Annotated in this window: 20 protein-coding genes and 2 pseudogenes; 8 read left to right on the top strand and 14 right to left on the bottom strand. The window is 62.5% G+C overall.

The window, feature by feature from the left end; translation table 11 throughout:
* Positions 1-12: 12 nt before the first annotated feature.
* From AC1RT6_RS08935 to recR, 3 genes are all read left to right on the top strand, one after another.
* Positions 13-1851, top strand: a complete 1839-nt coding sequence (locus tag AC1RT6_RS08935; RefSeq protein ID WP_079445437.1) for a DNA polymerase III subunit gamma/tau — start codon at positions 13-15, stop codon at positions 1849-1851.
* 60 nt (positions 1852-1911) lie between these two features.
* Positions 1912-2232, top strand: a complete 321-nt coding sequence (locus AC1RT6_RS08930; protein ID WP_079445438.1) for a YbaB/EbfC family nucleoid-associated protein — start codon at positions 1912-1914, stop codon at positions 2230-2232.
* Between the two features lie 188 nt (positions 2233-2420).
* Positions 2421-3026 carry a recombination mediator RecR gene (gene recR / locus AC1RT6_RS08925; RefSeq protein WP_079445439.1) on the top strand — a complete coding sequence of 202 codons (606 nt, stop codon included), beginning with the start codon at positions 2421-2423 and terminating at the stop codon, positions 3024-3026.
* A gap of 40 nt (positions 3027-3066) precedes the next feature.
* Here recR and gloB read toward each other — a convergent pair whose 3' ends face one another.
* On the bottom strand, positions 3067-3834 hold the full coding sequence (gene gloB, locus AC1RT6_RS08920; RefSeq protein ID WP_079445440.1) for a hydroxyacylglutathione hydrolase: 768 nt from the start codon (positions 3832-3834) through the stop codon (positions 3067-3069).
* Between the two features lie 334 nt (positions 3835-4168).
* Here gloB and AC1RT6_RS08915 point away from each other — a divergent pair, with 334 nt between their 5' ends.
* Positions 4169-4909, top strand: a complete 741-nt coding sequence (locus tag AC1RT6_RS08915; RefSeq protein ID WP_079445441.1) for a methyltransferase domain-containing protein — start codon at positions 4169-4171, stop codon at positions 4907-4909.
* A gap of 55 nt (positions 4910-4964) precedes the next feature.
* On the opposite strand, the gene AC1RT6_RS08910 is transcribed toward AC1RT6_RS08915, so the two are convergent.
* From AC1RT6_RS08910 to AC1RT6_RS08890, 5 genes are all read right to left on the bottom strand, one after another.
* Positions 4965-5669: a DUF4167 domain-containing protein gene (locus AC1RT6_RS08910; protein WP_079445442.1), complete on the bottom strand. Its 705-nt coding sequence runs from the start codon at positions 5667-5669 to the stop codon at positions 4965-4967.
* 468 nt (positions 5670-6137) lie between these two features.
* On the bottom strand, positions 6138-7034 hold the full coding sequence (gene prmC, locus AC1RT6_RS08905; RefSeq protein ID WP_079445444.1) for a peptide chain release factor N(5)-glutamine methyltransferase: 897 nt from the start codon (positions 7032-7034) through the stop codon (positions 6138-6140).
* 69 nt (positions 7035-7103) lie between these two features.
* Positions 7104-8180, bottom strand: a complete 1077-nt coding sequence (gene prfA, locus AC1RT6_RS08900) for a peptide chain release factor 1 (RefSeq protein WP_173815890.1) — start codon at positions 8178-8180, stop codon at positions 7104-7106.
* 244 nt (positions 8181-8424) lie between these two features.
* Complete coding sequence (gene ptsP, locus AC1RT6_RS08895) at positions 8425-10692, bottom strand: phosphoenolpyruvate--protein phosphotransferase (protein WP_079445446.1); 2268 nt, start codon at positions 10690-10692, stop codon at positions 8425-8427.
* A 281-nt stretch (positions 10693-10973) separates the two neighbouring features.
* Complete coding sequence (locus tag AC1RT6_RS08890) at positions 10974-12227, bottom strand: aspartate kinase (protein WP_079445447.1); 1254 nt, start codon at positions 12225-12227, stop codon at positions 10974-10976.
* A 411-nt stretch (positions 12228-12638) separates the two neighbouring features.
* On the opposite strand from AC1RT6_RS08890, the gene ubiG reads away from it, so the two are divergent.
* From ubiG to AC1RT6_RS08875, 3 genes and pseudogenes are all read left to right on the top strand, one after another.
* Positions 12639-13412, top strand: a complete 774-nt coding sequence (gene ubiG, locus AC1RT6_RS08885) for a bifunctional 2-polyprenyl-6-hydroxyphenol methylase/3-demethylubiquinol 3-O-methyltransferase UbiG (RefSeq protein WP_079445449.1) — start codon at positions 12639-12641, stop codon at positions 13410-13412.
* 81 nt (positions 13413-13493) lie between these two features.
* A pseudogene (locus AC1RT6_RS08880) lies at positions 13494-13773 on the top strand (GIY-YIG nuclease family protein).
* A gap of 161 nt (positions 13774-13934) precedes the next feature.
* The gene (locus tag AC1RT6_RS08875) at positions 13935-14834 is read left to right on the top strand and encodes an EamA family transporter (RefSeq protein ID WP_079445450.1); all 900 of its coding nucleotides are present in this window, start codon (positions 13935-13937) and stop codon (positions 14832-14834) included.
* Here the strand turns inward: AC1RT6_RS08875 and AC1RT6_RS08870 are convergent, their stop codons facing one another.
* The 5 genes and pseudogenes from AC1RT6_RS08870 to AC1RT6_RS08850 all read right to left on the bottom strand — a co-directional run bounded on the left by AC1RT6_RS08870 (position 14835) and on the right by AC1RT6_RS08850 (position 17708).
* Positions 14835-15272 carry an EamA family transporter gene (locus tag AC1RT6_RS08870; protein WP_079445451.1) on the bottom strand — a complete coding sequence of 146 codons (438 nt, stop codon included), beginning with the start codon at positions 15270-15272 and terminating at the stop codon, positions 14835-14837.
* Between the two features lie 6 nt (positions 15273-15278).
* Positions 15279-15722: a DUF1178 family protein gene (locus tag AC1RT6_RS08865; protein WP_079445452.1), complete on the bottom strand. Its 444-nt coding sequence runs from the start codon at positions 15720-15722 to the stop codon at positions 15279-15281.
* Between the two features lie 59 nt (positions 15723-15781).
* Positions 15782-15961, bottom strand: a pseudogene (locus AC1RT6_RS08860) (DUF1178 family protein); the annotation flags it as partial.
* Positions 15958-16839, bottom strand: a complete 882-nt coding sequence (locus tag AC1RT6_RS08855) for a carbon-nitrogen hydrolase family protein (protein ID WP_079445454.1) — start codon at positions 16837-16839, stop codon at positions 15958-15960. The pseudogene AC1RT6_RS08860 and the gene AC1RT6_RS08855, both read right to left, overlap by 4 nt.
* Positions 16840-16892: 53 nt before the next feature.
* Positions 16893-17708, bottom strand: a complete 816-nt coding sequence (locus AC1RT6_RS08850; RefSeq protein ID WP_079445455.1) for a ComF family protein — start codon at positions 17706-17708, stop codon at positions 16893-16895.
* A gap of 110 nt (positions 17709-17818) precedes the next feature.
* Here AC1RT6_RS08850 and AC1RT6_RS08845 point away from each other — a divergent pair, with 110 nt between their 5' ends.
* Positions 17819-18670, top strand: coding sequence for a methyltransferase domain-containing protein (locus AC1RT6_RS08845; protein WP_079445538.1), 852 nt, complete (start codon positions 17819-17821; stop codon positions 18668-18670).
* A 133-nt stretch (positions 18671-18803) separates the two neighbouring features.
* On the opposite strand, the gene mutT is transcribed toward AC1RT6_RS08845, so the two are convergent.
* From mutT to AC1RT6_RS08830, 3 genes are all read right to left on the bottom strand, one after another.
* Positions 18804-19205 carry an 8-oxo-dGTP diphosphatase MutT gene (mutT, locus tag AC1RT6_RS08840; RefSeq protein WP_079445456.1) on the bottom strand — a complete coding sequence of 134 codons (402 nt, stop codon included), beginning with the start codon at positions 19203-19205 and terminating at the stop codon, positions 18804-18806.
* Positions 19202-20443: a bifunctional glutamate N-acetyltransferase/amino-acid acetyltransferase ArgJ gene (gene argJ, locus AC1RT6_RS08835; RefSeq protein WP_079445457.1), complete on the bottom strand. Its 1242-nt coding sequence runs from the start codon at positions 20441-20443 to the stop codon at positions 19202-19204. Before argJ ends, mutT begins: the two co-directional genes overlap by 4 nt.
* Positions 20444-20605: 162 nt before the next feature.
* Complete coding sequence (locus tag AC1RT6_RS08830) at positions 20606-21526, bottom strand: peptidylprolyl isomerase (protein ID WP_079445539.1); 921 nt, start codon at positions 21524-21526, stop codon at positions 20606-20608.
* Positions 21527-21664 lie beyond the last annotated feature (138 nt).

Raw genomic sequence — 21664 nt, 5'->3', positions numbered from 1 at the left:
GCGGATCGCTCAATGACCGATGCTGGCCATCCCTCAACGCTCCCCGATGACGCCGCCGGTCAAACCGGCCTCGACCTCGGCGTGATACCATCGGAAACGAGCGCGCAGTACCGGGTGCTGGCGCGCAAGTACCGCCCCTCCAGCTTTGACGACCTCATCGGACAGGAGGCGCTGGTGCGCACGGTGTCCAATGCGTTCGAAACGGGGCGGATTCCGCAGGCCTGGATCCTGACCGGCGTGCGCGGCGTGGGAAAAACCACCACCGCGCGTATTCTTGCCCGCGCGCTGAACTACGAGCTTGCGGACGGCTCGGTGCAAGGACCGACGATTCGGATGCCGCAACTCGGCGTTCATTGTCGGGCCATTATGGAAAGCCGGCATATCGATGTGCTGGAGATGGACGCGGCCTCTCATACCGGCGTCGATGACGTCAGGCAGATCAACGACAGCGTGCGCTATGCGCCGTCGAGCGCTCGCTACAAGGTCTATATCATCGACGAAGTTCACATGCTTTCGACGGCGGCCTTCAATGCGTTCCTGAAGACGCTGGAGGAGCCGCCGGAGCACGCGAAATTCGTGTTCGCGACCACCGAGATCCGGAAGGTTCCGGTGACGGTGCTGTCGCGCTGCCAGCGGTTTGATCTCCGACGTGTCGAAGCCGAGGTGCTGATGGCGCACCTCACCAATATTGCGGCGAAAGAGAACGTCGAGGTGGAGCCGGAGGCGCTCGGCATCGTGGCGAGGGCGGCCGAAGGCTCGGTGCGCGATTCCCTGTCGCTGTTCGATCAGGCCATCGCCCATGCGGCTGGCGTGGTTCGGGCCGATGCTGTACGGCAAATGCTGGGACTTGCTGACCGTACGCGGGTCATCGATCTGTTCGAGGCACTGGCGCGAGGCGACATCGCGAGCGCATTCGGCGAGTTTCGCGACCAGTACGATACCGGCGCCGATCCGGTCGTGGTGCTCAGTGATCTGGCCGAGTTCGTCAACTTCGTAACCCGCGTCAAGATTGTTCCGGCGATCGCCGACAATGTCTCATTCGGGGAAACGGAGCGTCTGCGCGCTCGCGATTTTGCCGTGAAACTGTCGATGCGCGTGTTGTCGCGGATGTGGCAGATGCTGCTGAAAGGGATCGCAGAAGTTCAGGGCGCGACGCGGCCGGCGGCCGCGGCCGAGATGGTGCTGGTGCGCATCGCCTATGTCGCGGACCTTCCGCCGCCCGATGAGGCGATCCGGCTGCTGGATCGCAATGGCGGCGAATCGCCAGTTGTCCCGAACAACGCCGCGCCGCCCAGATCGAGCTCAGGATCGGTGTCATCCGCCCGATCGTCGGCTGCGCGTTCATTGTCGCAGCGCGCCGCAGCAGAACCGGCTCGCCCGCAAGCCATCGCGCTGGTGGCCGATAGAGCGGATGCGAGTCCGGTGACGGCCATCGAAAGCTTTACCGAACTCGTGGCGCTCGCCGGCGAAAAACGCGATTTGATTATCAAGGCGGCGCTCGAGGCCGACATGCGGTTAGTCCGGATGGAGGACGGCCGGCTTGAGATCGCGCTGGAGCGCAGTGCGGCGCGCACGCTGGTGAACGATCTTTCGCGCAAGCTGGAACAGTGGACAGGCCGGCGCTGGACGGTGATCGTTTCCAACGAGCCGGGCCAGCCGACATTGCGCTCCCAGGCGTTGCTGCAAAAAAACGAACGGGAGCGCGCCGCTGAGGCCGACCCGCGCGTGCAGGATGTGCTGGCGCGTTTTCCCGGTGCCAAAGTGGTCGAGGTACGCAAGTTCGCTTTGTCCTCGCCGGATTCCGATGCCGCTCCTGACGAGCCGGCCGACGATCTCGACAGCAACGATTAGGGCCTTTCCGCTTCTGGTACCAGGAAGCGGAAAGGCTCCAGCAAGAAAAGGAACTTTTTGATGGCTGATTTTCTCGGCATGATGAAGCAGGCGGCTCAATTCCAATCCAAGATGAAGGCGATGCAGGACGAGCTCGACCACATTGAGGTCGAGGGCACGTCCGGCGGCGGTCTTGTCACTGTGCGGATGACCGCCAAGATGGATGTCAAGGGGATCTCGATCGATCCGTCTCTAATTAAGCCAGACGAACGTGAAATTCTCGAAGATCTTGTCGTGACCGCGCTTGGCGATGCGCGCCGTAAGGCGGAGGTCGCAATGCAGGAGAAGATGCAGACATTGACCGGCGGCCTTGGTCTGCCGCCCGGCCTGGGTTTCTCGTGATCGGTAGCACGATGCGAATGCTGAAATCGGACCACTCAGGTTTGCGTGAAGAAGACGCGTCAGATCAATCATAGTAGCCATGCTTCTGATTCTGTCAGAAGCGAAAAAGGCGCTAGTGTCCTTCGAATCGAAATTCGCGAAGAGGCGCAGTGCACTTTGGCGAATTTCGGATTCGGAAACCCTAAGAGATGCCGACCGCCGTCACCGGACCTGAGATCGATCGTTTGATCCAGTTGCTTGCGCGGCTGCCGGGGCTTGGCCCGCGCTCGGCGCGGCGGGCGGCGCTGCATCTGATCAAGAAACGCGAGGCGTTGATGACGCCTCTGGCAGGCGCGCTGCAGGTTGCAATCGACAGGATCCGGGTCTGCGAAACCTGCGGTAACATCGACACCCGCAGCCCCTGCACGGTCTGCACGGATGCCCGGCGCGATCCGTCTATCATCGTCGTGGTTGCCGATGTGGCGGATCTCTGGGCGCTGGAGCGCGCCGGCGCCACCAACGGATTCTATCACGTGCTGGGAGCGACGCTGTCACCGCTCGATGGCGTCGGTCCACAGGACCTGACGATCGATGCGCTGGTGTCGCGGGCGCATGATCCGCGTGTAGCGGAAATCGTCCTGGCGCTGAACGCGACCGTCGACGGCCAGACCACAGCGCATTACATCACCGATCTGCTTGGCGACGCCAACGTGAAGGTCACGCGGCTCGCCCACGGCGTTCCAGTGGGGGGTGAACTCGATTATCTCGATGAAGGGACGCTGTCGGCCGCGATGCGACAGCGCACGCTATTTTAGCTGGTGGTGTCGGCCCGGCGCGGGCATGAACATCATACGCTCACGACTTGTTCTTGCGTTCGCGTAACTCGGTGAACACGTCGGCTCCGCTGGCTCCTTTCATGTGCACGCCGGCCGCCACCGCAGGATCGTCGGCGCGCAGGAACACGTTGGCCTTCTTTTCCTCGCCCATCAGGGTCGGCACCGTCGGCTTGCCCTCGGCGCGCAGCCGCGTGACCTCCTCGGCGCGGGCCTTGAGAACCGGATTATTCGGCTCGATGGTCAGCGCGAATTTCACGTTTGATGCGGTGTATTCGTGGCCGCAATAGAGCCGGAAATCGTCGGGCAGCGCGCGCAGCTTCAAAAGCGAGTCCCACATCATTGGATAGGTGCCCTCGAAAACCCGGCCGCAGCCGATCGAGAACAGAGTATCGGCGGCGAAGACCACCTTCTCGTCGTCGAACACGTAACTAACGTGGTCCAGCGTGTGACCGGGCGTTTCCAGCACGCGTCCCAGCAGCGTTCCGACCTTGACGATGTCGCCCTGGCCGACTCGCAGATCGACGTTGGCAATTCCGGCGCCCCTGTCATGCGGTGCGACCACCCGGCAGTTGTATTTCTGTTTCAGTTTCGTGATGCCGCCGACATGATCGCTGTGATGATGGGTGACCAGAATATCGGTCAGCATCCAGCCTTCGCGATCCAGCGCCTGGATGATCGGTTCGGCGTCCGGCGCGTCGATCGCGGCGGTCGCATCAGTTGCGGGGTCGTGAATCAGCGCGCCGAAATTATCGGTGAGGCAGGTGAACAGGCGGATATCGGCGGTCATGTCGTCTCCGTGAGTCCGAGAGGTCGACGCGAGTGTCCCGGCCGCGGAGTTCGCTCGTCGGACTTGCGGGGAAAATGACGCGAACTCCGGGAAAACCAGACTAGAACTATTCCGGCTTTGAGGGGATCGAGCCGCTCGAGCTTTTGTTTTGACACGTTATCTTGATCTTGCGGGATCCGTAGACATCCTCAGGTCGATCCCGAAGACATGCTCGCTCGGAAACGCTATAGCATAGGCAATTGCGTGGCGAAACAAGCCGTTAACGGCAGTTTACGATTGCACAAATCGGCAGGGCGGGGGTGCCCGGCTTGCCGGCAACATGGTAGATGTGGACATGGCGATCGACGTCATCGACCTTCGTGATTTCTACGCGCAACGTCTCGGCATGGTGGCCCGGCGGCTGATCAATCGCGCCATTCATGCACACTGGCCGAGTTTGGAGGGGCAGTGCGTGGTCGGCCTTGGCTATCCCACTCCTTACCTCGGTCTGTTCCGCGAGGAGTGCGAGCGCTGTATCGCCTTGATGCCGGCGGCCCAGGGCGTCTTGAAATGGCCGACGGCGCGGCCGGCGCTGGCGACCCTGGTCGATGAATTTTCGTTGCCGCTGCAGGACGCGGTCGCAGACCGGATCTTGCTGGTTCATGCGCTGGAAGTGTCGGACGATCCGGAAAGTCTCCTGCGCGAGGTGTGGCGAATTCTTTCGCCGTCTGGCCGAATGATGGTGATCGTTCCCAATCGCCGGGGTATCTGGACCCGTACCGATACAACGCCGTTCGGCCACGGTCAGCCTTATTCGCGCTCGCAGATCACTCAACTGCTGCGGCAGACATGGTTCACGCCGTCCGCCTGGGGCGAGGCGCTATTCGTCCCGCCGATCAATGGCAACTGGTTCCTGCGCTCGGCCGCGGCGTGGGAGCGCATCGGCGCGGCACTGTCGCTGCCGTTTGCCGGCGTTCACATCGTTGAGGCAACCAAGCAAGTTTACCGGCCCATTGCCGCGAAACGGGAGCACAGCCGGCTGATCCCGGTGTTGCAGCCAACGCTCGCGCCGTCCTCGTGTAACGCCGAGGAGTGATATATCCGATCGTGATCCGAGTGGTTCACCCGCCCAGAACAGGTGAGGTGAATCGCTATTCGTTTCCGGGATTGAAGTCCTCGCTCGGAGCCGGCGGCTGCACCATGCCGTCCGGCCGCGGGCCATGCGGACGTCGGCGACGGCGTGGCGGGAAGCGGTCGCTGCGCTCGCCGCCCTGATGGCCGTTGCCTTCGAACCGGCCGCCATTCACCTGCGGCTGAGATCCCGTAATGAACGACGGGAGGCGATCGACGCCGCCATTGTCGGCGGGCTCCATCGCCGGCCGGGGCTGACGATATTCTCGGGGCTGCTGCTGATCGCGCTGGTAGGGCTGCGCCTCGCGCTGATGATTGTCACGCGGTTGCTGAACCGGAACGAAGCCGGGCTCCGCTCCAAAATTCGAGTAGTTTTCGCTGTCGTCGTCACCCGCTTCATCCGTGACATCGACGTCGGTTCGCGGCTGTTGCTGCGGCTGGCTTTGGCGAAACTGTTCCTGCGCTGCGGCGATCAGGCGGAAATAATGCTCCGCATGTTGATAGTAGTTTTCGGCGGCCACGGGATCGCCGGATGAGCGAGCGTCGCGGGCGAGTTGGACGTATTTTTCGGCGACGTGAGAGGCGGTGCCGCGGATCTTGATGTCGGGGCCGTTGGATTCGAAAACCCGTGTCATCGGGTTCTGGCCGCGCCGGTTGTTATTGTTATTATTGTTATTATTGTTCCGGTTACGCATCCGCTTGTTGTTATTCTGACCGTTTCTCATGTCCCGCCTTCAGTTATCAGCCTTGAAGTTCCAGCTTTGAAGTTTTCGCTTGGGTATTTGGGTATTGCCCTGTCGTTTTGGTGCGATTTCCCGCCCCTCGACGCGGCCTACGCAAAGCGCGTATCGGCCGCCACTCATCTCCATAGCAAAGACGCGTTCCCGGGTCGCCGGCAGGCGCATGGCGCCAGCACGGCCAGATCATTCAGCCAGAGACTTCAAACTCAGGTTTTCTCGCGTGAGTGTTCAAGCGCAGTATTCAGGCTTTCGTTCGCTTCGCGGTCGCAAGCGGCGCAGCTCTCGGCCATCGCGCTCGATATGACCTGCCTTTAGGAACCGTTCACTCGGGCCGGTTTTCGTCCGAAAACTCTAAGGCTCACCAGCAGCAAAGCTGCGGGGCCAACCCGGGACCGATGATTGTGCATGAAACGTAATCGCTCCCGAGGGATATTCCAAGTGGTTTTTTATGGCTCAATCGGGCTTTCTAAGGGCAATCTTGCGGGCCACGATGGCGCGGCCGATACCCGCGAGATCAACCCTTGCCGATTCCATGACCGCCAACCCCGCCGCGGTCGCCAGCCGGCTGACGGCGCTGTCCTGACCTTGCCCGATCTCCAACACCAGGAGGCCGTCGGTCGCCAGCAGCGACACCGCCTGCGGCGCGATCCGGCGATAGGCATCAAGCCCGTCGCGGCCGCCGTCCAGTGCGAGATGCGGATCGTGGTCGCGTACCTCTGGCGACAGCATCGCGATGTCGGCCGACGGGATGTAGGGCGGGTTCGAGACAATCAGGTCGAATGGGCCTGACAGACCATCTCCATAATCGCTGACCAGGAATTGCGCGCGCGTCGTGAGGCCGACGCCTTGCGCATTGGTTCTGGCCGTGTCGAGTGCCGCGGCGCTCAGGTCGGTCCCGACGCCGGTGGCAGCCGGCAGTTCGGTCAGCAATGCGAGCAGGATCGCACCGCTGCCGGTGCCAAGGTCCGCGATGCGGAGCGCAGCTTGGATCCGGCCTTCAGCGCGGAGAACGTCAAGCGCGGCCTCGACCACGGTTTCAGTGTCGGCCCGAGGTACCAGCGTGTCCGCCGACAACTTCAGCGGCAGGCCCCAGAACTCTTTCTTTCCAAGAATGCGCGCCACGGGCTCGCCCGCAAGCCGGCGTTGTGCAAAAGCATCGAGGCGCGCCGCGTCATCCTCGTTGAGTCTCCGCAAGCCTTGCGCGATCAGTCCAGTAAGATCGAGGCCCAGCACTTCGCCGGTGAGTGTGCGGGCTTCGAGCGCGGCACTGTCGATCCCCGCGGCCGCCAAGCGTGCCGTCAGCATCCGCCGCGCGGACTCTATCGTCTCAGTGGCAAACGAAGCGGTCATGTGATCGCTTTTTCCCTCTCCCGCCAGGGAAGACGGAAAGAAAGACGCCGCGTCGCGATAGGGGAATGTTCACCGGCCACCTTCGGCTGCCAGCTGCGCGGCCTGATGCTCTGTGGTCAACGCATCGATCAATTCGTGCAGCGCGTCGCCGGCGATCACCTGCGGCAGCTTGTAAAGTGTCAGGTTGATGCGGTGGTCCGTGACGCGGCCTTGCGGAAAATTGTAGGTGCGGATGCGCTCGGAACGATCGCCCGATCCAACCTGATCCTTGCGGTCGGCCGAGCGCGCGGCATTGATGCGCTGCCGCTCGGCGTCGTAGATGCGGGAACGCAGGATATTCATCGCCGACGCGCGGTTCTTGTGCTGTGAGCGGCTGTCCTGCATGTTGACGACGATGCCAGTCGGGATGTGGGTGATGCGGATCGCCGATTCCGTCTTGTTGACGTGTTGGCCGCCTGCGCCCTGCGCGCGCATGGTTTCGATTCGCAGATCATCGGGCTTGATCTCCACATCGACCTCTTCGGCTTCGGGCAGCACCGCCACCGTGGCCGCTGAGGTATGGACACGTCCCTGCGCTTCGGTATCCGGCACGCGCTGCACACGATGCACGCCGGATTCAAATTTCATCTTGGCGTAGGCGCCGCGTCCCTGCACCTGAGCGACGATCTCCTTGTAGCCGCCCATGGTGCCCTCGCTTGCGGAGATCACCTCCACCTTCCATCCCAGCAGGGCTGCAAAGCGCTCGTACATTCGAAACAAATCGCCAGCGAACAATGAGGCCTCGTCGCCGCCGGTGCCAGCCCGGACTTCGAGCATGACGTTGCGTTCGTCCATCGCGTCCTTTGGCAGCAGTGCTACTCGGATACTCTGCATAAGTTCGTTGTTGCGCGCCTCCAGCGCGGGGCGCTCGGCCTCCGCCATCGCACGCATCTCAGCGTCCGTGGCGGGATCGGCGATCATCGCGTCGATTCCTGCAATCTCGGTCGTGACAGCGCGCCAGTTCCTGACGGCATCCACGATGGGATTGAGTTCCGCCAATTCGCGCGTCATCTGGACGTATCTGTCAGCACTGACCTGGCTCAGCAGCTCGTTTTCGAGCGCGGCGTGGCGAACCAGCAGGAGGTCGAGTTTGGCTTCGGGCAGCATTGTCAGAAGTGGCCTCTTTCCCCCTTCCCTTGCGGGAGAGGATGACGCGGACCACGTCCGTGCCGGGTGAGAAAGCTTTCGTACGTGACAGGCAAATTCGCTTTTCCCGCCCTCGCTTCACCATGGCCGATCCAAAGCATCGGTGTGTTCTGTGACGGCGGCCATTGGCCGCCCATGCACGCTCTTCCGCGAGGGGGGAGGGAAAACGACGTCCCGGTTCGGGAGACGATCACCGAAAAAAAGGTCACAGCGACAGCCCCTCGGCGTCGGCGAAGTTCTTGAGCTTGTCGCGGATCGAAATGCTGCCGGAGGGCGCTTCGAGCAGCGGCATGATGGCCGCCTCCGCCTTTTTGGTATCGAGATCGAGTATCATGGCCTTGACGGGACCGTGTGCAGTGGCCGAGAGCGAGAGCGAGCGATAGCCGAGCGCGATCAGAGCCAGTGCGCCCAGCGGTTGCGATGCCATTTCCCCGCATAGCGAAGCGGTTTTCCCCGCGGCCCGGGCCTTGACCACGATGTCGTGCAGCGCACGCAGGATCGGGGAGGAGAGCGTGTCGAAGCGGTTCGACACCTTGCTGTTTCCGCGATCGACTGCAAACATGAATTGAAACAGGTCGTTCGATCCAACGGAGACGAAATCGGCTTTCGCAAGCAATTCGTCAAGCTGGTACAACAGCGCGGGGACTTCGACCATGGTGCCGACGTCCACCCGTTCCGGCAGCGTGTGGCCATGCTGGCGAAGATAGGTAAGTTCGCGCTCGACGATGGCTTTGGCCTGATCGAATTCGGCGACTTCCGAGATCATCGGGAACATGATGCGCAACGCGCGACCGCCTCCGGCGCGCAGCAGCGCGCGAATTTGGCCGCGCAGCAGGCCGGGACGATCGAGCCCGAGCCTGATCGCGCGCCAGCCTAGCGCAGGATTTTCCTCAACTGCGGCTTCCATATAGGGAAGCGCCTTGTCGCCGCCAATGTCGAGGGTGCGGAACGTCACCGGCTTGTCCCCGGCGGCGTCCAGTACCGTGCGGTACAGTGCAAGCTGCTCGCTTGCGCGCGGCAGGCTCTGTCCGATCATGAATTGGAGTTCGGTCCGGAACAGTCCGATGCCAGAACAATTGGTATCCTCGATATGCGGAAGGTCGATCACGAGGCCCGCATTGATCATGAGATCGATCGGTTCGCCGTCCCTGGTGACGCAGGGTTTGTCGCGCAGGGCGATGTACTGCGCCTGCCGCCGGGCGCGAAAACGCACGCGCTCCGCATAGGCCGACTCGATTTCCGCCGATGGCCGCAGGTAAATCGAACCAGAGGTGCCGTCGACGATGATGGCGTCGCCGGGATCGGCGATTCCGACCGCGTTCGGCACCTCGCCGACGGCGGGGATGCCCAGCGCGCGCGCGACGATGGCAACGTGTGAGGTCGCCGTGCCTTCCTCCAGCACCAGTCCGCGCAGCCGCTTGCGGTCATAATCCAGCAGGGCCGCCGGTCCCATGGCGCGCGCGATCAGGATCGCGTTATCGGGAAGCTGCTCGCGGGAAGGCGCGTGATCTTGCCCGACCAGCTGTCGCATCAAGCGGTGGCCGAGATCCTCGAGGTCATGAAGGCGATCACGCAGATAAGGGTCGGTCGAGCGCAACATTCGCGCGCGGGTGTCCGATTGCACACGCTCAACAGCGGCCTCGGCCGTCAAGCCGGTTGCAACCGCCTCCTGTAGCCTGTGCGACCAGCCATGGTCGTTGGCGAACATCCGGTAAGCCTCAAGCACCTCGCGATGCTCGCCGCCGTCAGCAACGTCGCCGCGCTCCAGCAGGTGGTCGAGATCGGCGCGCAGCTTGGAGAGCGCCGTATCCAGCCGCCGGATCTCCTTTGGCACATCGTCGGCAATGTAGTTGGTGATGACGACGCGCGGTTCGTGCAGCACAACATGGCCCAGCGCGATGCCATCGGACAGGATCGCGCCAACCTGGTGGATTGTGTGGCGGGTGGCAGGCTCAAGGCCGGGCTGCGCGAGGGCAGCCAGTTCGCCGGAAGCGATCATCTCGGCGAGCACCATCGCCGTAGTCTGAAGCGCTTCGACCTCTTCCTCGACATAGGTGCGCTTGGCGCGATTCTGCACCACAAGCACGCCAAGCGTGTTGCCCGAGCGCAGGATCGGCACGCCGAGGAACGAATTGTAGATTTCTTCGCCGGTTTCAGGGTGGAACGAGAATGCCGGATGACTGCGTGCGTCCGACAGGTTCAGTGGCGTCGCTTCGCTTGCGACCAGGCCGACGAGGCCTTCGTGCGCGGTCAGAACGGTGCGATGCACGGCATCGCGATTGAGGCCTTCAGTCGCATAGAGTTCCAACGTGTTATCGACGCGCAGCACATAGGTCGAGCATACTTCCGCCACCATATTGGCGGCGATCAGCACCACGACCTTGTCGAGACGCTCTTGCGCGCTGACCCGCTCCGCCATGACCTCGCGGAGCCGTCTCAACAAGACGCGGGGGCCGCTCGACGCGCTCCGCATATCCCGGTCCCTTCCCCTGCGAGCCAGTTTTTGGATTAGCCTAAAAAACGACATTCCGCGTCAGAAGCGTAGCGCGATTGTCTGAAGTCGTTGCCCCAGCCGCAACGGCCATGTCATTCGCCGTATAGCCAATCGACGTCCATTTTGCCAAGCAAAACGCCTGCCGTTGAGGAGCACAAGGTCTGAAAAACGGCAACGGCGTTCGCGCTACAATGGGCTTCGCTGGGGCCGCGCCGCGCCGGCTCAGCCGAGGACGATGGAGGTGGCTGCAAGCGCGCGTTTCAGGTCTGATCGAGCCCGTAGAGCGTATGCAGGGTCCGTACCGCGAGTTCGGTATAGGCGGTATCGATCAGCAACGAGAACTTGATCTCCGAGGTCGTGATGGCGCGGATATTGATACCCTTATCGGACAGCGCCTTGAACGCCTGCGCCGCGACGCCGGCATGGCTACGCATGCCGGACCCGATTACCGAGATCTTCGCGACGTCGGTGGCGCTGTCGAGGCGCGCATAACCGATCTTGTCCCTGGCGCCGGTGATGGTCTCCTTGGCGCGGGCATAGTCGGAGGCAGGCACCGTGAACGTCAGGTCGGTGGTCTTGCCATCCTCTGAGACGTTCTGGACGATCATGTCGACGTTGATATTGGCATCGGCAAGCGGGACAAAGATCGAGGCGGCGACGCCCGGCTTGTCCTCGATCTGGCGGACCGAGATCTGGGCCTCGTCCTTGGAGAAGGCTATCCCGGTAACGACGTGGCTTTCCATGATTTCCTCCTCGCCGCAGATCAGCGTACCCGGCGGCGTGCCATGGGGATCGATGTCCTCCGGCTTGTCGAAACTGGAGCGGACGAAAATCGGCATGTTCTGGGTCATGCCGAGTTCCACGGAACGAACCTGAAGCACCTTGGCGCCCTGCGATGCCAGTTCCAGCATGTCCTCGAACGCGATCCTGTCGAGCCGGCGCGCTTTCGGGACCACCCGTGGATCGGTGGTATAGACGCCGTCGACATCGGTGTAGATGTCGCAGCGGTCGGCGCGGATGGCAGCGGCGATCGCCACCGCCGAGGTATCGGAGCCACCGCGGCCAAGCGTGGTGATCCGGCCGGTCTGCGGGCTAATTCCCTGAAAACCGGCGATCACGGCAACCTCTTTGCGCTCCGTGAAGCGGTTGACCAGTTCACTGCCGTCGATTTCAAGAATGCGGGCCGAGGCGTGGGCGTCGCTGGTCTGAATCGGGATCTGCCATCCCTGCCATGAGCGTGCCTGAATGCCGAGCGCCTGTAGCGCGATCGCCAAAAGCCCCGAGGTGATCTGCTCGCCGGATGCCACCACGGCGTCGTATTCGCGCGCGTCGTGCATCGACGAAGCGTCCCTGCACCATGCCACCAGCTCGTTGGTCTTGCCCGACATCGCCGACACCACCACCGCGACGTCGTGGCCGGCATCGACCTCGCGTTTGACATGCCGCGCGACGTTGCGGATACGGTCGAGATTGGCGACGGAGGTGCCGCCAAATTTCATCACAAGCCGGCTCATGACGGGTGTGCGTTCCTAAGGCTCTCTACAAGAAGGCTCTGGATACAAGCCAACTCGATGAAATGCGAAAAGCGGGGGCGCACGGGCGAGAAGGCGCGTATACATAACGGGGCGGATGCGGGCAGGCAACCCGGCTTTCGGTCGTCCTGCGGCGGCCGGACGCTCCAGGGAACGGCGTGAGGCAGGCCGATGGGCTGCCATATCAACGATTCTGCAACCGGATGAGACGATGTTGTATTCGAACAATGTGCACTGCACGGCCCGCCGGACCATGAGGACCGAGGTGACCCATTTGCAGGTTTTGCACGAAACCCTATGTGGGGTCGACGACTGGGCTGAGAGGGTCAGAACCATCGCCGCCGCGGCCGGCGTTCCGCAATCCCATCACGTCGCCCAAGGAGCCGCCCGGCAATGACGATGCAAGCCGACCCTTCTGCCAATTCTTCAGCCGCATCCGAAACGACCGTCGATCGCGCCGAGATCGAGAAGTTCTCAAAACTGTCGCAGGAGTGGTGGGATCCCACCGGCAAGATGGCGCCGCTGCACAGGATCAACCCGCTGCGGCTCCAGTTCATCCGCGACGCCGCCTGCCGCAAGTTCGAGCGCAGCGTCCGCAGCCTGAACTGTCTGGCGGACCTGCGGCTGCTTGATATCGGCTGCGGCGCGGGCCTTCTATGCGAGCCGTTCACGCGGCTCGGCGCGCAGGTGATCGGGGTCGATCCCTCCGCGTCCAATATCGCGGCGGCGAAGCTCCACGCCGAGAAAGCCCATCTGTCGATCGATTATCGCTGCACGACCGTGGAAGACATGGACGTACGAGAGCGCTTTGACATCATCCTCGCGATGGAGGTGGTGGAGCACGTCGCTAACGTCGGGCTGTTTCTGGATCGCTGCGCCGCGATGCTGAAGCCGGGCGGCATCATGGTGGCCTCCACCCTCAATCGTAACTGGAAGAGCTTTGCTCTGGGCATTGTCGCGGCCGAATATGTGCTGCGCTGGCTGCCGCGCGGTACTCATCAGTGGGATAAGTTCGTTACTCCGGACGAACTTGCGCGCCACCTCGAGCGCAACGGGCTCGGCATCACCGAGCAGTCCGGCGTGGTGTACAGCCCGTTCGCGGACAAGTGGAGCCTGTCATCCGACATGGACGTCAACTACATGGTGGTGGCGGAAGCGGTGGGGTGACGGGGTTCGCGGCCTGACTACATGGTCGTTCCTGCGTCCGCAGGGACGACGAAGATAGGCTACAGGCGCGCCGGGCTCAGCATGTATCACGTCTATATCCTTGCCAGCCGTCGCCATGGAACGCTTTATATCGGCGTGACCAATTCGCTGCTGGCGAGATTGGCGCAGCATCGCAGCGGGAAGGGGTCCGAATTCGTCCAGAAATACAAAGTCTACCGCCTCGTTTATGTTGAAAGCTACGACCGGCCCGGAGGCCATTGCGCGCGAAAAGCAATTGAAGCGCTGGAAACGGGACTGGAAAATCGAATTGATCGAGCGCGATAATCTGGAATGGTGCGATCTGGATGATTTGCTCGATTGAACAGCTTGAGTCGCGTACAAACCCTCAACGAGTCGTCCCTGCGCACGCAGGGACCCATACGGCGAGGACTTTACCTCTTGGACACCAGGGTCCTTTGCTCCAGGTGGGGCAGGGGCTAAAGGTCCCTTGAGTTCGCAGGGACGACCTGGAAGTCATCCTCCATGTTCACCGTCGCCTCGCTCTGGATACCCTTCACCGTCACGGCAGCGTTCGGACAGGTCGCGCGTAACGCGATGCAGCGGTCGCTGACCAGTCCGCTCGGCACGTGGGGCGCGACCAACATCCGCTTCCTGTTCGGCTTTCCGTTCTCGCTGATCTTTTTCGCCATGGTGATCGGGTTCACCGGGGACCCGGTCCCATGGCCCGTCGTCGCCTTCTGGCTGTGGCTGTTGCTCGGCGCACTCACCCAGATCGTCGGCACCGGCTTGATGCTGCTCGTGATGGACGGCAACTCGTTCGTGGTGACGATCGCGTACCTCAAGACCGAAGCGATCCAGACCGCGATCTTTGGATTTGTGTTTCTCAGCGATCATCTCACCTTGTTAAAGGTGGTCGCGATTCTGATCGCCACCGTGGGCGTCGTTATCACCGCGCTCCGTCCCGGCGGCGCCAAGGGCTTCGCCGATCTCAAGCCGACGGCGTTGGGGCTGGTCGCAGCCGCCTGCTTCGCCCTGTCCGCGGTCGGCTTTCGCGGCGCCATCATCGCCGTGCCGGGCGTGTCGTTCGTCACCGCGGCATCCTACACGCTGGTGTTCGGGCTATTCGTGCAGACGGCGGTGCTGACGGCATATCTGTTGTTGCGCGCGCCCGACGTACCGAAAAGAATTCTCGGCCTGTGGCGGCCATCGCTGTTCGCGGGTTTTTTGGGCGCGTTCGCCTCGCAATTCTGGTTCCTGGCGTTCGCGCTCACCGCCGCTGCCAACGTTCGGACGTTGGCGCTGGTCGAGGTGCTGTTCGCGCAGGCGGTGTCATATTATTCGTTCAAGCAGCCGCTTTCGTTACATGAGTTCGGCGGCATCGTGCTGATTGTGATCGGCGTTGGGCTGTTGGTCGCGGTATAATCAGCGTTTGACGGCGATAATGACGGCGCCGGCTGCGATCAGGGCGATTCCAATCCAGCCATTTAGCGAGGGGCGCTCGCCAAGAAAGACGACGCCGAACGAGGCAACCAGTACGACGCTCAGCTTGTCAATCGGCGCGACCAGTGTGGCCGGACCGAGCTTGAGCGCGCGAAAATAGCAGAGCCACGACGCACCGGTGGCCAGTCCCGATAGTACGAGAAAAATCCAGCTCCGGGTCGGGATTGGGCCGGGGTGGCTGAACTGCCCCGTCGCCGACAGGATCAGGCCGAGACTGACAAGGACAACAATGGTGCGGAGGAAAGTGGCGAGATCGGAATTGATGCCTTCGACGCCGACCTTGGCAAAGATGGCGGTCAGTGCCGCGAATGCCGCCGACAGCAGTGCCCAGAACAGCCAGGAGGGAAGCGTGAGCGTCATCGCCCGTTAGTTCCGGTTGTCCCGCAGCACCGGCAGCGACCCGACCTCGACGCCTTCCTCGATCAGCGATCTCGCTTCCTCGGGCGAGGCCTCGCCGTAGATCGGGCGATGCTCGATATCGCCGTAATGCATTTTGCGAGCTTCGCTCGGAAACCGCGCGCCGACATTGTCGGCGTTCTTGACGAGATGATCATGCAATTGTTTGAGCTCGGCACGCAGCTCGCGCCCCTCGGCCATTGTTGCCGATGTGGATGAGTCCGCAGGTGCCGCCGATCCGCGCTTTTTGGTGCCGGCGATCCTCGGCGCCATGATCGCCTTCTCGACCTTGGCAGAGCCGCAGATCGCGCAGGTCACAAGCTTGCGCTTGACCTGTGAATCATAGGCCGACGAGCTCTGAAACCAGCTTTCGAAGGTATGGCCACCATCGCAACGCAGGTTGTAGCGGATCATGCCGAACCTCCTCGCTCGGGAGGCTCGTCTATCGTAAATGCGGGAGCGGCTGCGAGTCTCGGCGAGCGGCGCTTGGAGCCGGCGATCCTTGGCGCCATGATCGCCTTCTCGACATTCGCCGAGCCGCAGAGCGCACAGGTGACGAGTTTGCGTTTGACCTGCGCGTCGTAGGACGAGGAGCTCTGAAACCAGCTCTCGAAAGTGTGGCCCCGCTCGCAGCGCAGGTTGTAGCGGATCATGCAGAGCCTCGCACAAGATGCAGATGGTCGCTTGGCGACTTATGGTCGACGAGGGAAAAGCGCCGCCCATGCTGTAATGAGGGTACGGCCCTGCGCGCGGTCGCGACGTTGGCTGGATCGATCGTAGCCAACACGATGCCGGGTTCGGTGCCGCTCGCTTCGGCCAACACTGTGCCCCACGGATCGACGATCAGCGAATGGCCGAACGTTTCGCGGTTGTTGTCGTGCATTCCCCCTTGGGCGGCGGCAAACACGAAGGAACCGTTCTCGATCGCGCGAGCGCGCAACAGGGTGTGCCAATGCGCCTCGCCGGTCTTCCTGGTGAAGGCCGCTGGCACCGTGAGGAACGACGCGCCGGCTTCGGCCAGCGCGCGATACAGCGCAGGAAAACGGACGTCGTAGCAGATCGTCATGCCCAGCCTGCCCCAGGGCAGGTCCGTTATCACGGCAGTCTCGCCCGGCTGATAGTTGGCCGACTCCCGATAGCTTTCGCCGCCTCCGAGATCGATGTCGAACATGTGAATCTTGTCATAGCGCGCGAGGATGTCGCCGGACGGTCCGATCAGAAACGAGCGGTTGACGGCTTTCTCAGCCGTGAGCCGCAATGCGAGCGAGCCGACGTTGAGGTAAATTTTCAATTCGCGCGCAAGATCGCGATAACCGCTGAGCGAGCGGTCGTCGTCCTCGGTCCGAAGATGCTCAAAGAGTGCGACGCGATCGGCCTGCATGATGTTGCTGGCTTCGGGGGTCTGCACGAAGTCAGCACCCTGTGCCGCCGCCTCGCGAATCAGCCTTGAACCCTGATCGAAATTCGGCTCGGGAAAAAGACCGCTCCGCATCTGGATCATTGCGGCGGTGAACGTGGGCTTGGTGTTCATGTCCTTGCCTTTCGCCCGCGAAAACAGAACAAGGCTCCGGGGTCAAAGCTCAATTATATGGGGGCTTTCATGGTGTCGACAACCCGCGCGAATACCAGCACATCGACCTGTGCGGCCTTCGCGCGCAGCAGGACGCGCGCGCAGGCATCCACTGTGGCGCCAGACGTCAGGACGTCGTCGATCAGGGTGACGCGGCGGCCCTGGATCTGGCTGGTGCGTTCCGCCGCGACTTTGAACGCGCCCTGCACATTGCGGGCGCGGTCATTTCGCGACAATCCAACCTGTTGCCGGGTCGGACGGGTGCGCCGCAGCGCGTCCGGCGCGACCGGAATTCCGGATTGTCGGGCGATGACGCGCGCCAGCGCGCCCGATTGGTTGTAACGGCGGCTCCAGCCACGTCGCCAGTGCAGCGGCACCGGGATCAGAACGTCGGCGCCGTCGAGCAATTCCGAGCCCGCACGAGCCATCCAGCGGCCCATCGCTGGTGCGAGATCGGTGCGGTCCTGATACTTCAGTGCATGAACCAGGACCTTGGCGACGTCGTCATAGCGTACCGCAGCGCGGGCGCGCTGATAGGCCGGGGGATTGGCAATCGCCTCCATCGACAGCATGCCGGAACCCGGATCATAAACAAAGGGCGTGCCGAGGCGAGGACAATAAGGACGTTCGATGAACGACAATTGCGTCCAGCAATCCGCACAGACGCCGACGCCAGCCACCGGTTCGCGGCAGGCGACACAGAGCGTTGGCAGCGCGATGTCCAGCGCCGAGCGCGCCGCATGGGACATGACGTCGCGACACGCGCGCCATGCGCCGCGCAGCGGATTGGCTCGCTGCGGCGAAACCAGGTTGTCCGTTGTGGTATCCATAGCGGAAGGCTATTCCTCGAGGTGGCGGTACTCAAGCCAGACAAAGCAGGTCCTTTGCAATCGCGTTACGGCGGATTGCCAGCGACGGGATGATCGGCGTACCAAGCCGCATGGCTCCGAACCAATCATCGCCGCCCGTTTTGTTCGATCGCACCCTGCTGGGCGTGCGGCAGAGACGCGCGGCCGAAGTGGGAGCGGTGCCGTTTTTGCTCGATCGCGTCGCGGAGGATATGGCGGAGCGGCTGAATGTCGTGTTGCGCGAATTTCAACACGCGGCGGATATCGGTACGCCGGGCGATCAGGTGCGTGGCGCGCTCGCGGCTCGTCTCAGAGAGCTTGCGCGCGTCGATCTCCCGATTGACGAGTGTGAGGCCGTGCGGTTGTCGCCGGACTCTCTCGATCTTGCCGTCTCCGGACTGGCCTTCCAGTTTGTCAACGATCTTCCGGGCCTGCTGGTGCAGATCCGCCGTGCCCTGAAGCCGGACGGATTTCTGTTGGCAGCCACGATCGGTGGCGAGACGCTCACCGAGCTGCGTCAGGCGTTCGCGATAGCCGAGGTGGAGCTTGAGGGTGGCATCTCGCCGCGCGTCGCGCCGTTCGCCGATCTTCGCGATGTCGGCGCGCTGCTGCAACGCGCGGGCTTCGCACTGCCGGTGACGGACGTTGACCGCGTCGTGGTGCGCTATAACGATGCTTTTGCGCTGATGCATGATCTGCGTCGCATGGGCGCGACCAATATCATGACCGAACGGCGGCGGACGTCTTTGCGCCGCGCAACGCTGCTACGGATGGCGCAAATCTATCATGAGCGCTTCACTGATCCCGACGGGCGCATCCGCGCCACCTTCGATATCGTCTGGCTGTCGGGATGGGCGCCGCATGAGAGCCAGCAGAAGCCGTTGCAGCCCGGTTCGGCGAAAGCGAGCCTGGAGCAAGCGGTAAAGGGGCGTGGCAAGACTTGAAAAAAGTGTCCCGGGCGCGATGCGGCATTCCCGATGCCGCTCCGCAGAACCGGGACTGCCGAAACGTATTCCGTACATGAGTCTCGACTCTGCACAGCACGGTTTCGCGCTGCGCCGCGCCCGGGGCGCGAACTCACATCAACAGATCAACCAGCGGCGGAATAAGAGGTATATCCGCGGGCGGCATCGGGTAGTCGCGAAGCTTATTGGCACGAACCCACTTCAGCGCCTGCCCCTCTTTTGAGGTCACCGTGCCTTCCCAGCGCCGGCAGATGTAGAGCGGCATCAAGAGATGGAAGCTCTCGTAAGCGTGGCTCGCGAAGGTCAGCGGCGCCAGGCACCCCTCCTGCGTGACGATGCCGAGCTCCTCGCGCAGCTCACGAATCAGCGCCTCTTCGGGGCGTTCTCCATGCTCGAACTTGCCGCCGGGAAATTCCCACAGGCCGGCAAGCTGCTTGCCTTCCGGTCGCTGCGCGATCAGCACCCGGTTGTCGGCGTCGATCAGGGCGCAGGCGACGACGAGAGTGAGTTTCACGACCTGTAATCGCCGTTGATCGCGACATACTCCTTGGTGAGGTCGCAGGTCAGCACGCGGTCGCGGCCCTTGCCGAGACCTAGCGTCGTCTTGATCTGAATCTTGTCGTTCTTCATGGCTTTCGACACTTCCGCCTCGTCGTAAGACGGGTCCCGCGCGCCGCTTTTGGCGACGCGAATGCCGTTGAAATAGATCGACAGCTTGTCGCGGTCGGCCGGCTCTCCAGCCTTGCCCACCGCCATCACCACGCGGCCCCAGTTGGCGTCCTCGCCGGCGATCGCGGTCTTCACCAGAGGCGAGTTGGCGATCGACTTGGCGATCCTGCGCGCCGATGCCTTCGACGTTGCGCCTTCGACGATGACCTCGACCAGCTTGCGCGCGCCTTCGCCGTCGCGCGCCACCTGTTCGGCGAGATCGGCCAGCACGCCGTGAAATGCTTTCGCGAACGCTTTCAGGCGCGGATCGCTGGCGCGGGTAATTTTCGGCGCGCCGCGGGCGCTTGCGGCGCCGGTCGCGAACGCTAGCAGGGTGTCGGAGGTGGAGGTGTCGCTGTCGATGGTGACGGCGTTGAAGGTGTCCTCGACACCGCTTTTCAACAGCGACTGCAATGCTGTCGCCGTTATCGGCGCATCGGTAAAGACGAAGGAGAGCATGGTCGCCATGTCGGGCGCGATCATGCCAGCGCCCTTGGCGATGCCGTTGATGGTGACGGTCGCCTTGCCGAGCTTCACCCTCGCGGTTGCAACCTTGGGGAAAGTGTCGGTGGTCATGATGGCGCGCGCCGCGTCCATCCAGCGATCCGGCGCGGCGTCGCGCGACAATGCCTCCAGCACGCCGTTGAATTTTGTGGCGTCGAGCGGTTCGCCGATCACGCCGGTCGAGGCGAGATAGATGTCGCTTGCCTTGCAGCCGGCCGCCTTGGCGGCGACGTCGGCGGTCAGTTTGGTAGCCTGGCGGCCGGTTTTGCCGGTGAAGGCGTTGGCGTTGCCCGAATTCACCACCAAGGCCCGCGCGCGCCCACCCTTCAACCGCGTGCGGCACCACTCGACCGGCGCCGACGGGCATTTGGATTTGGTGAACACCCCGGCCACCGCCGTGCCCTTGTCCAGCAGCGCCAGCAGTACATCGGTGCGGCCCTTGTAGCGGATGCCGGCAGCGGCGGTCGCGAGGCGCACGCCCGCGATTTCGGGCATATCGGGGATATCGGTCGGGGCGAGGGGAGAAATGCCGGTGGACATGTGTGAGGCCTGTCGACAGCAAATTTCGTCGTCATGGCCGGATTTATTCCGGCCATCCACGTCTTTCTTGCGTTGAGCGGATTCCAAAGACGTGGATGGCCGGGACGAGCCCGACCATGACGATTGTCAATACTATCGGTTTCAACGACGCGACAGCGGATTTTATTTCTTCGCTGGCGTTTTGCCGTCCGCGGGTTTGGCAGAGTTGGCCTTGTCCCCGCTTGCATTCGCGGGGTGGGCTGGCTTGTCCATACGCTCGACCTTGGCGGCCTCGCGCAGCTTGGTGACGTATTCCGCCTGCGCCTTTCGTGTCACAAACTGCTCGACTTGCGGCTTTACCTCATCGAAGTCGGGGGCCTTGCGGGCGCGCTTTTCCTCGACCTTGATGATGTGCCAGCCGAACTGGGTTTTGATCGGGTCGGAAATCTTGCCGGGCTCCAGCGCGAAGGCGACCTTTGAAAATTCCGGTACCATCTGCTCCTTGGTAAAGAAGCCGAGGTCGCCGCCGTCGGAGGCGCCGGGATCCTTGGATTCTTTCTTGGCGAGTTCGACGAAGTCTGCGCCCTTCTTCAACTCGTCCTCGATCTTCTTGGCCTCGTCCTCTGTCTGCACCAGGATGTGGCGCGCATGAACCTCCTGTTCGCTGGTGATCTGCTTGGAGGCATCCGCATAGACCGTCTTCATGGCATCGTCGGTGATCGCCGCTTTAGCTTGGGATGCCAGCAGTCGGTCCATCAGCAGGCGGTCGCGGGCGAAGGCGAGCCGTTTTTTGAACTCCTCGCTGTTTTCAATTTTCTTTTCTTCTGCGGCCTTGGCGATGATCTTCATGTCGATAAGGAAAGACAGCACATTCTCCTGCTTCGCCGCCGGATCCATCTGCGCGAGGCTCGGACCCAGTTCCTCCGTGGCAAGATTAACGTCGCTCTGGTGGATCTCGGCGCCGTTAACTTTTGCCAGCACGGGATCCGCATCGGCGTGGAGCGGCGTGCCGACGAACAAGACCGCGGCCAGGCAGCCGCCGAGAGCGGACGACGCCAGGCGAACGCGCAGACTATATTTTGTTGCGGGCAATGAGATGGTCATGGGATCCTTGATCTCCAGGAGGAGGATGTGGGCGGACACTCGCTCAATCGTGGGTTCTTGGCAATGCGAAAACTCTGTCAAAATCATGAACTCCCAGACCGGCGGACGCTGCCGCTTTTGTCGCAAACGCTTCGGATC

The sequence above is a fragment of the Nitrobacter sp. MLSD-S21 genome (genome assembly GCF_058809865.1).
The sequence above is the reverse complement of the archived record's forward strand: the minus strand, read 5'-3'. Positions and strand labels throughout refer to the sequence as shown.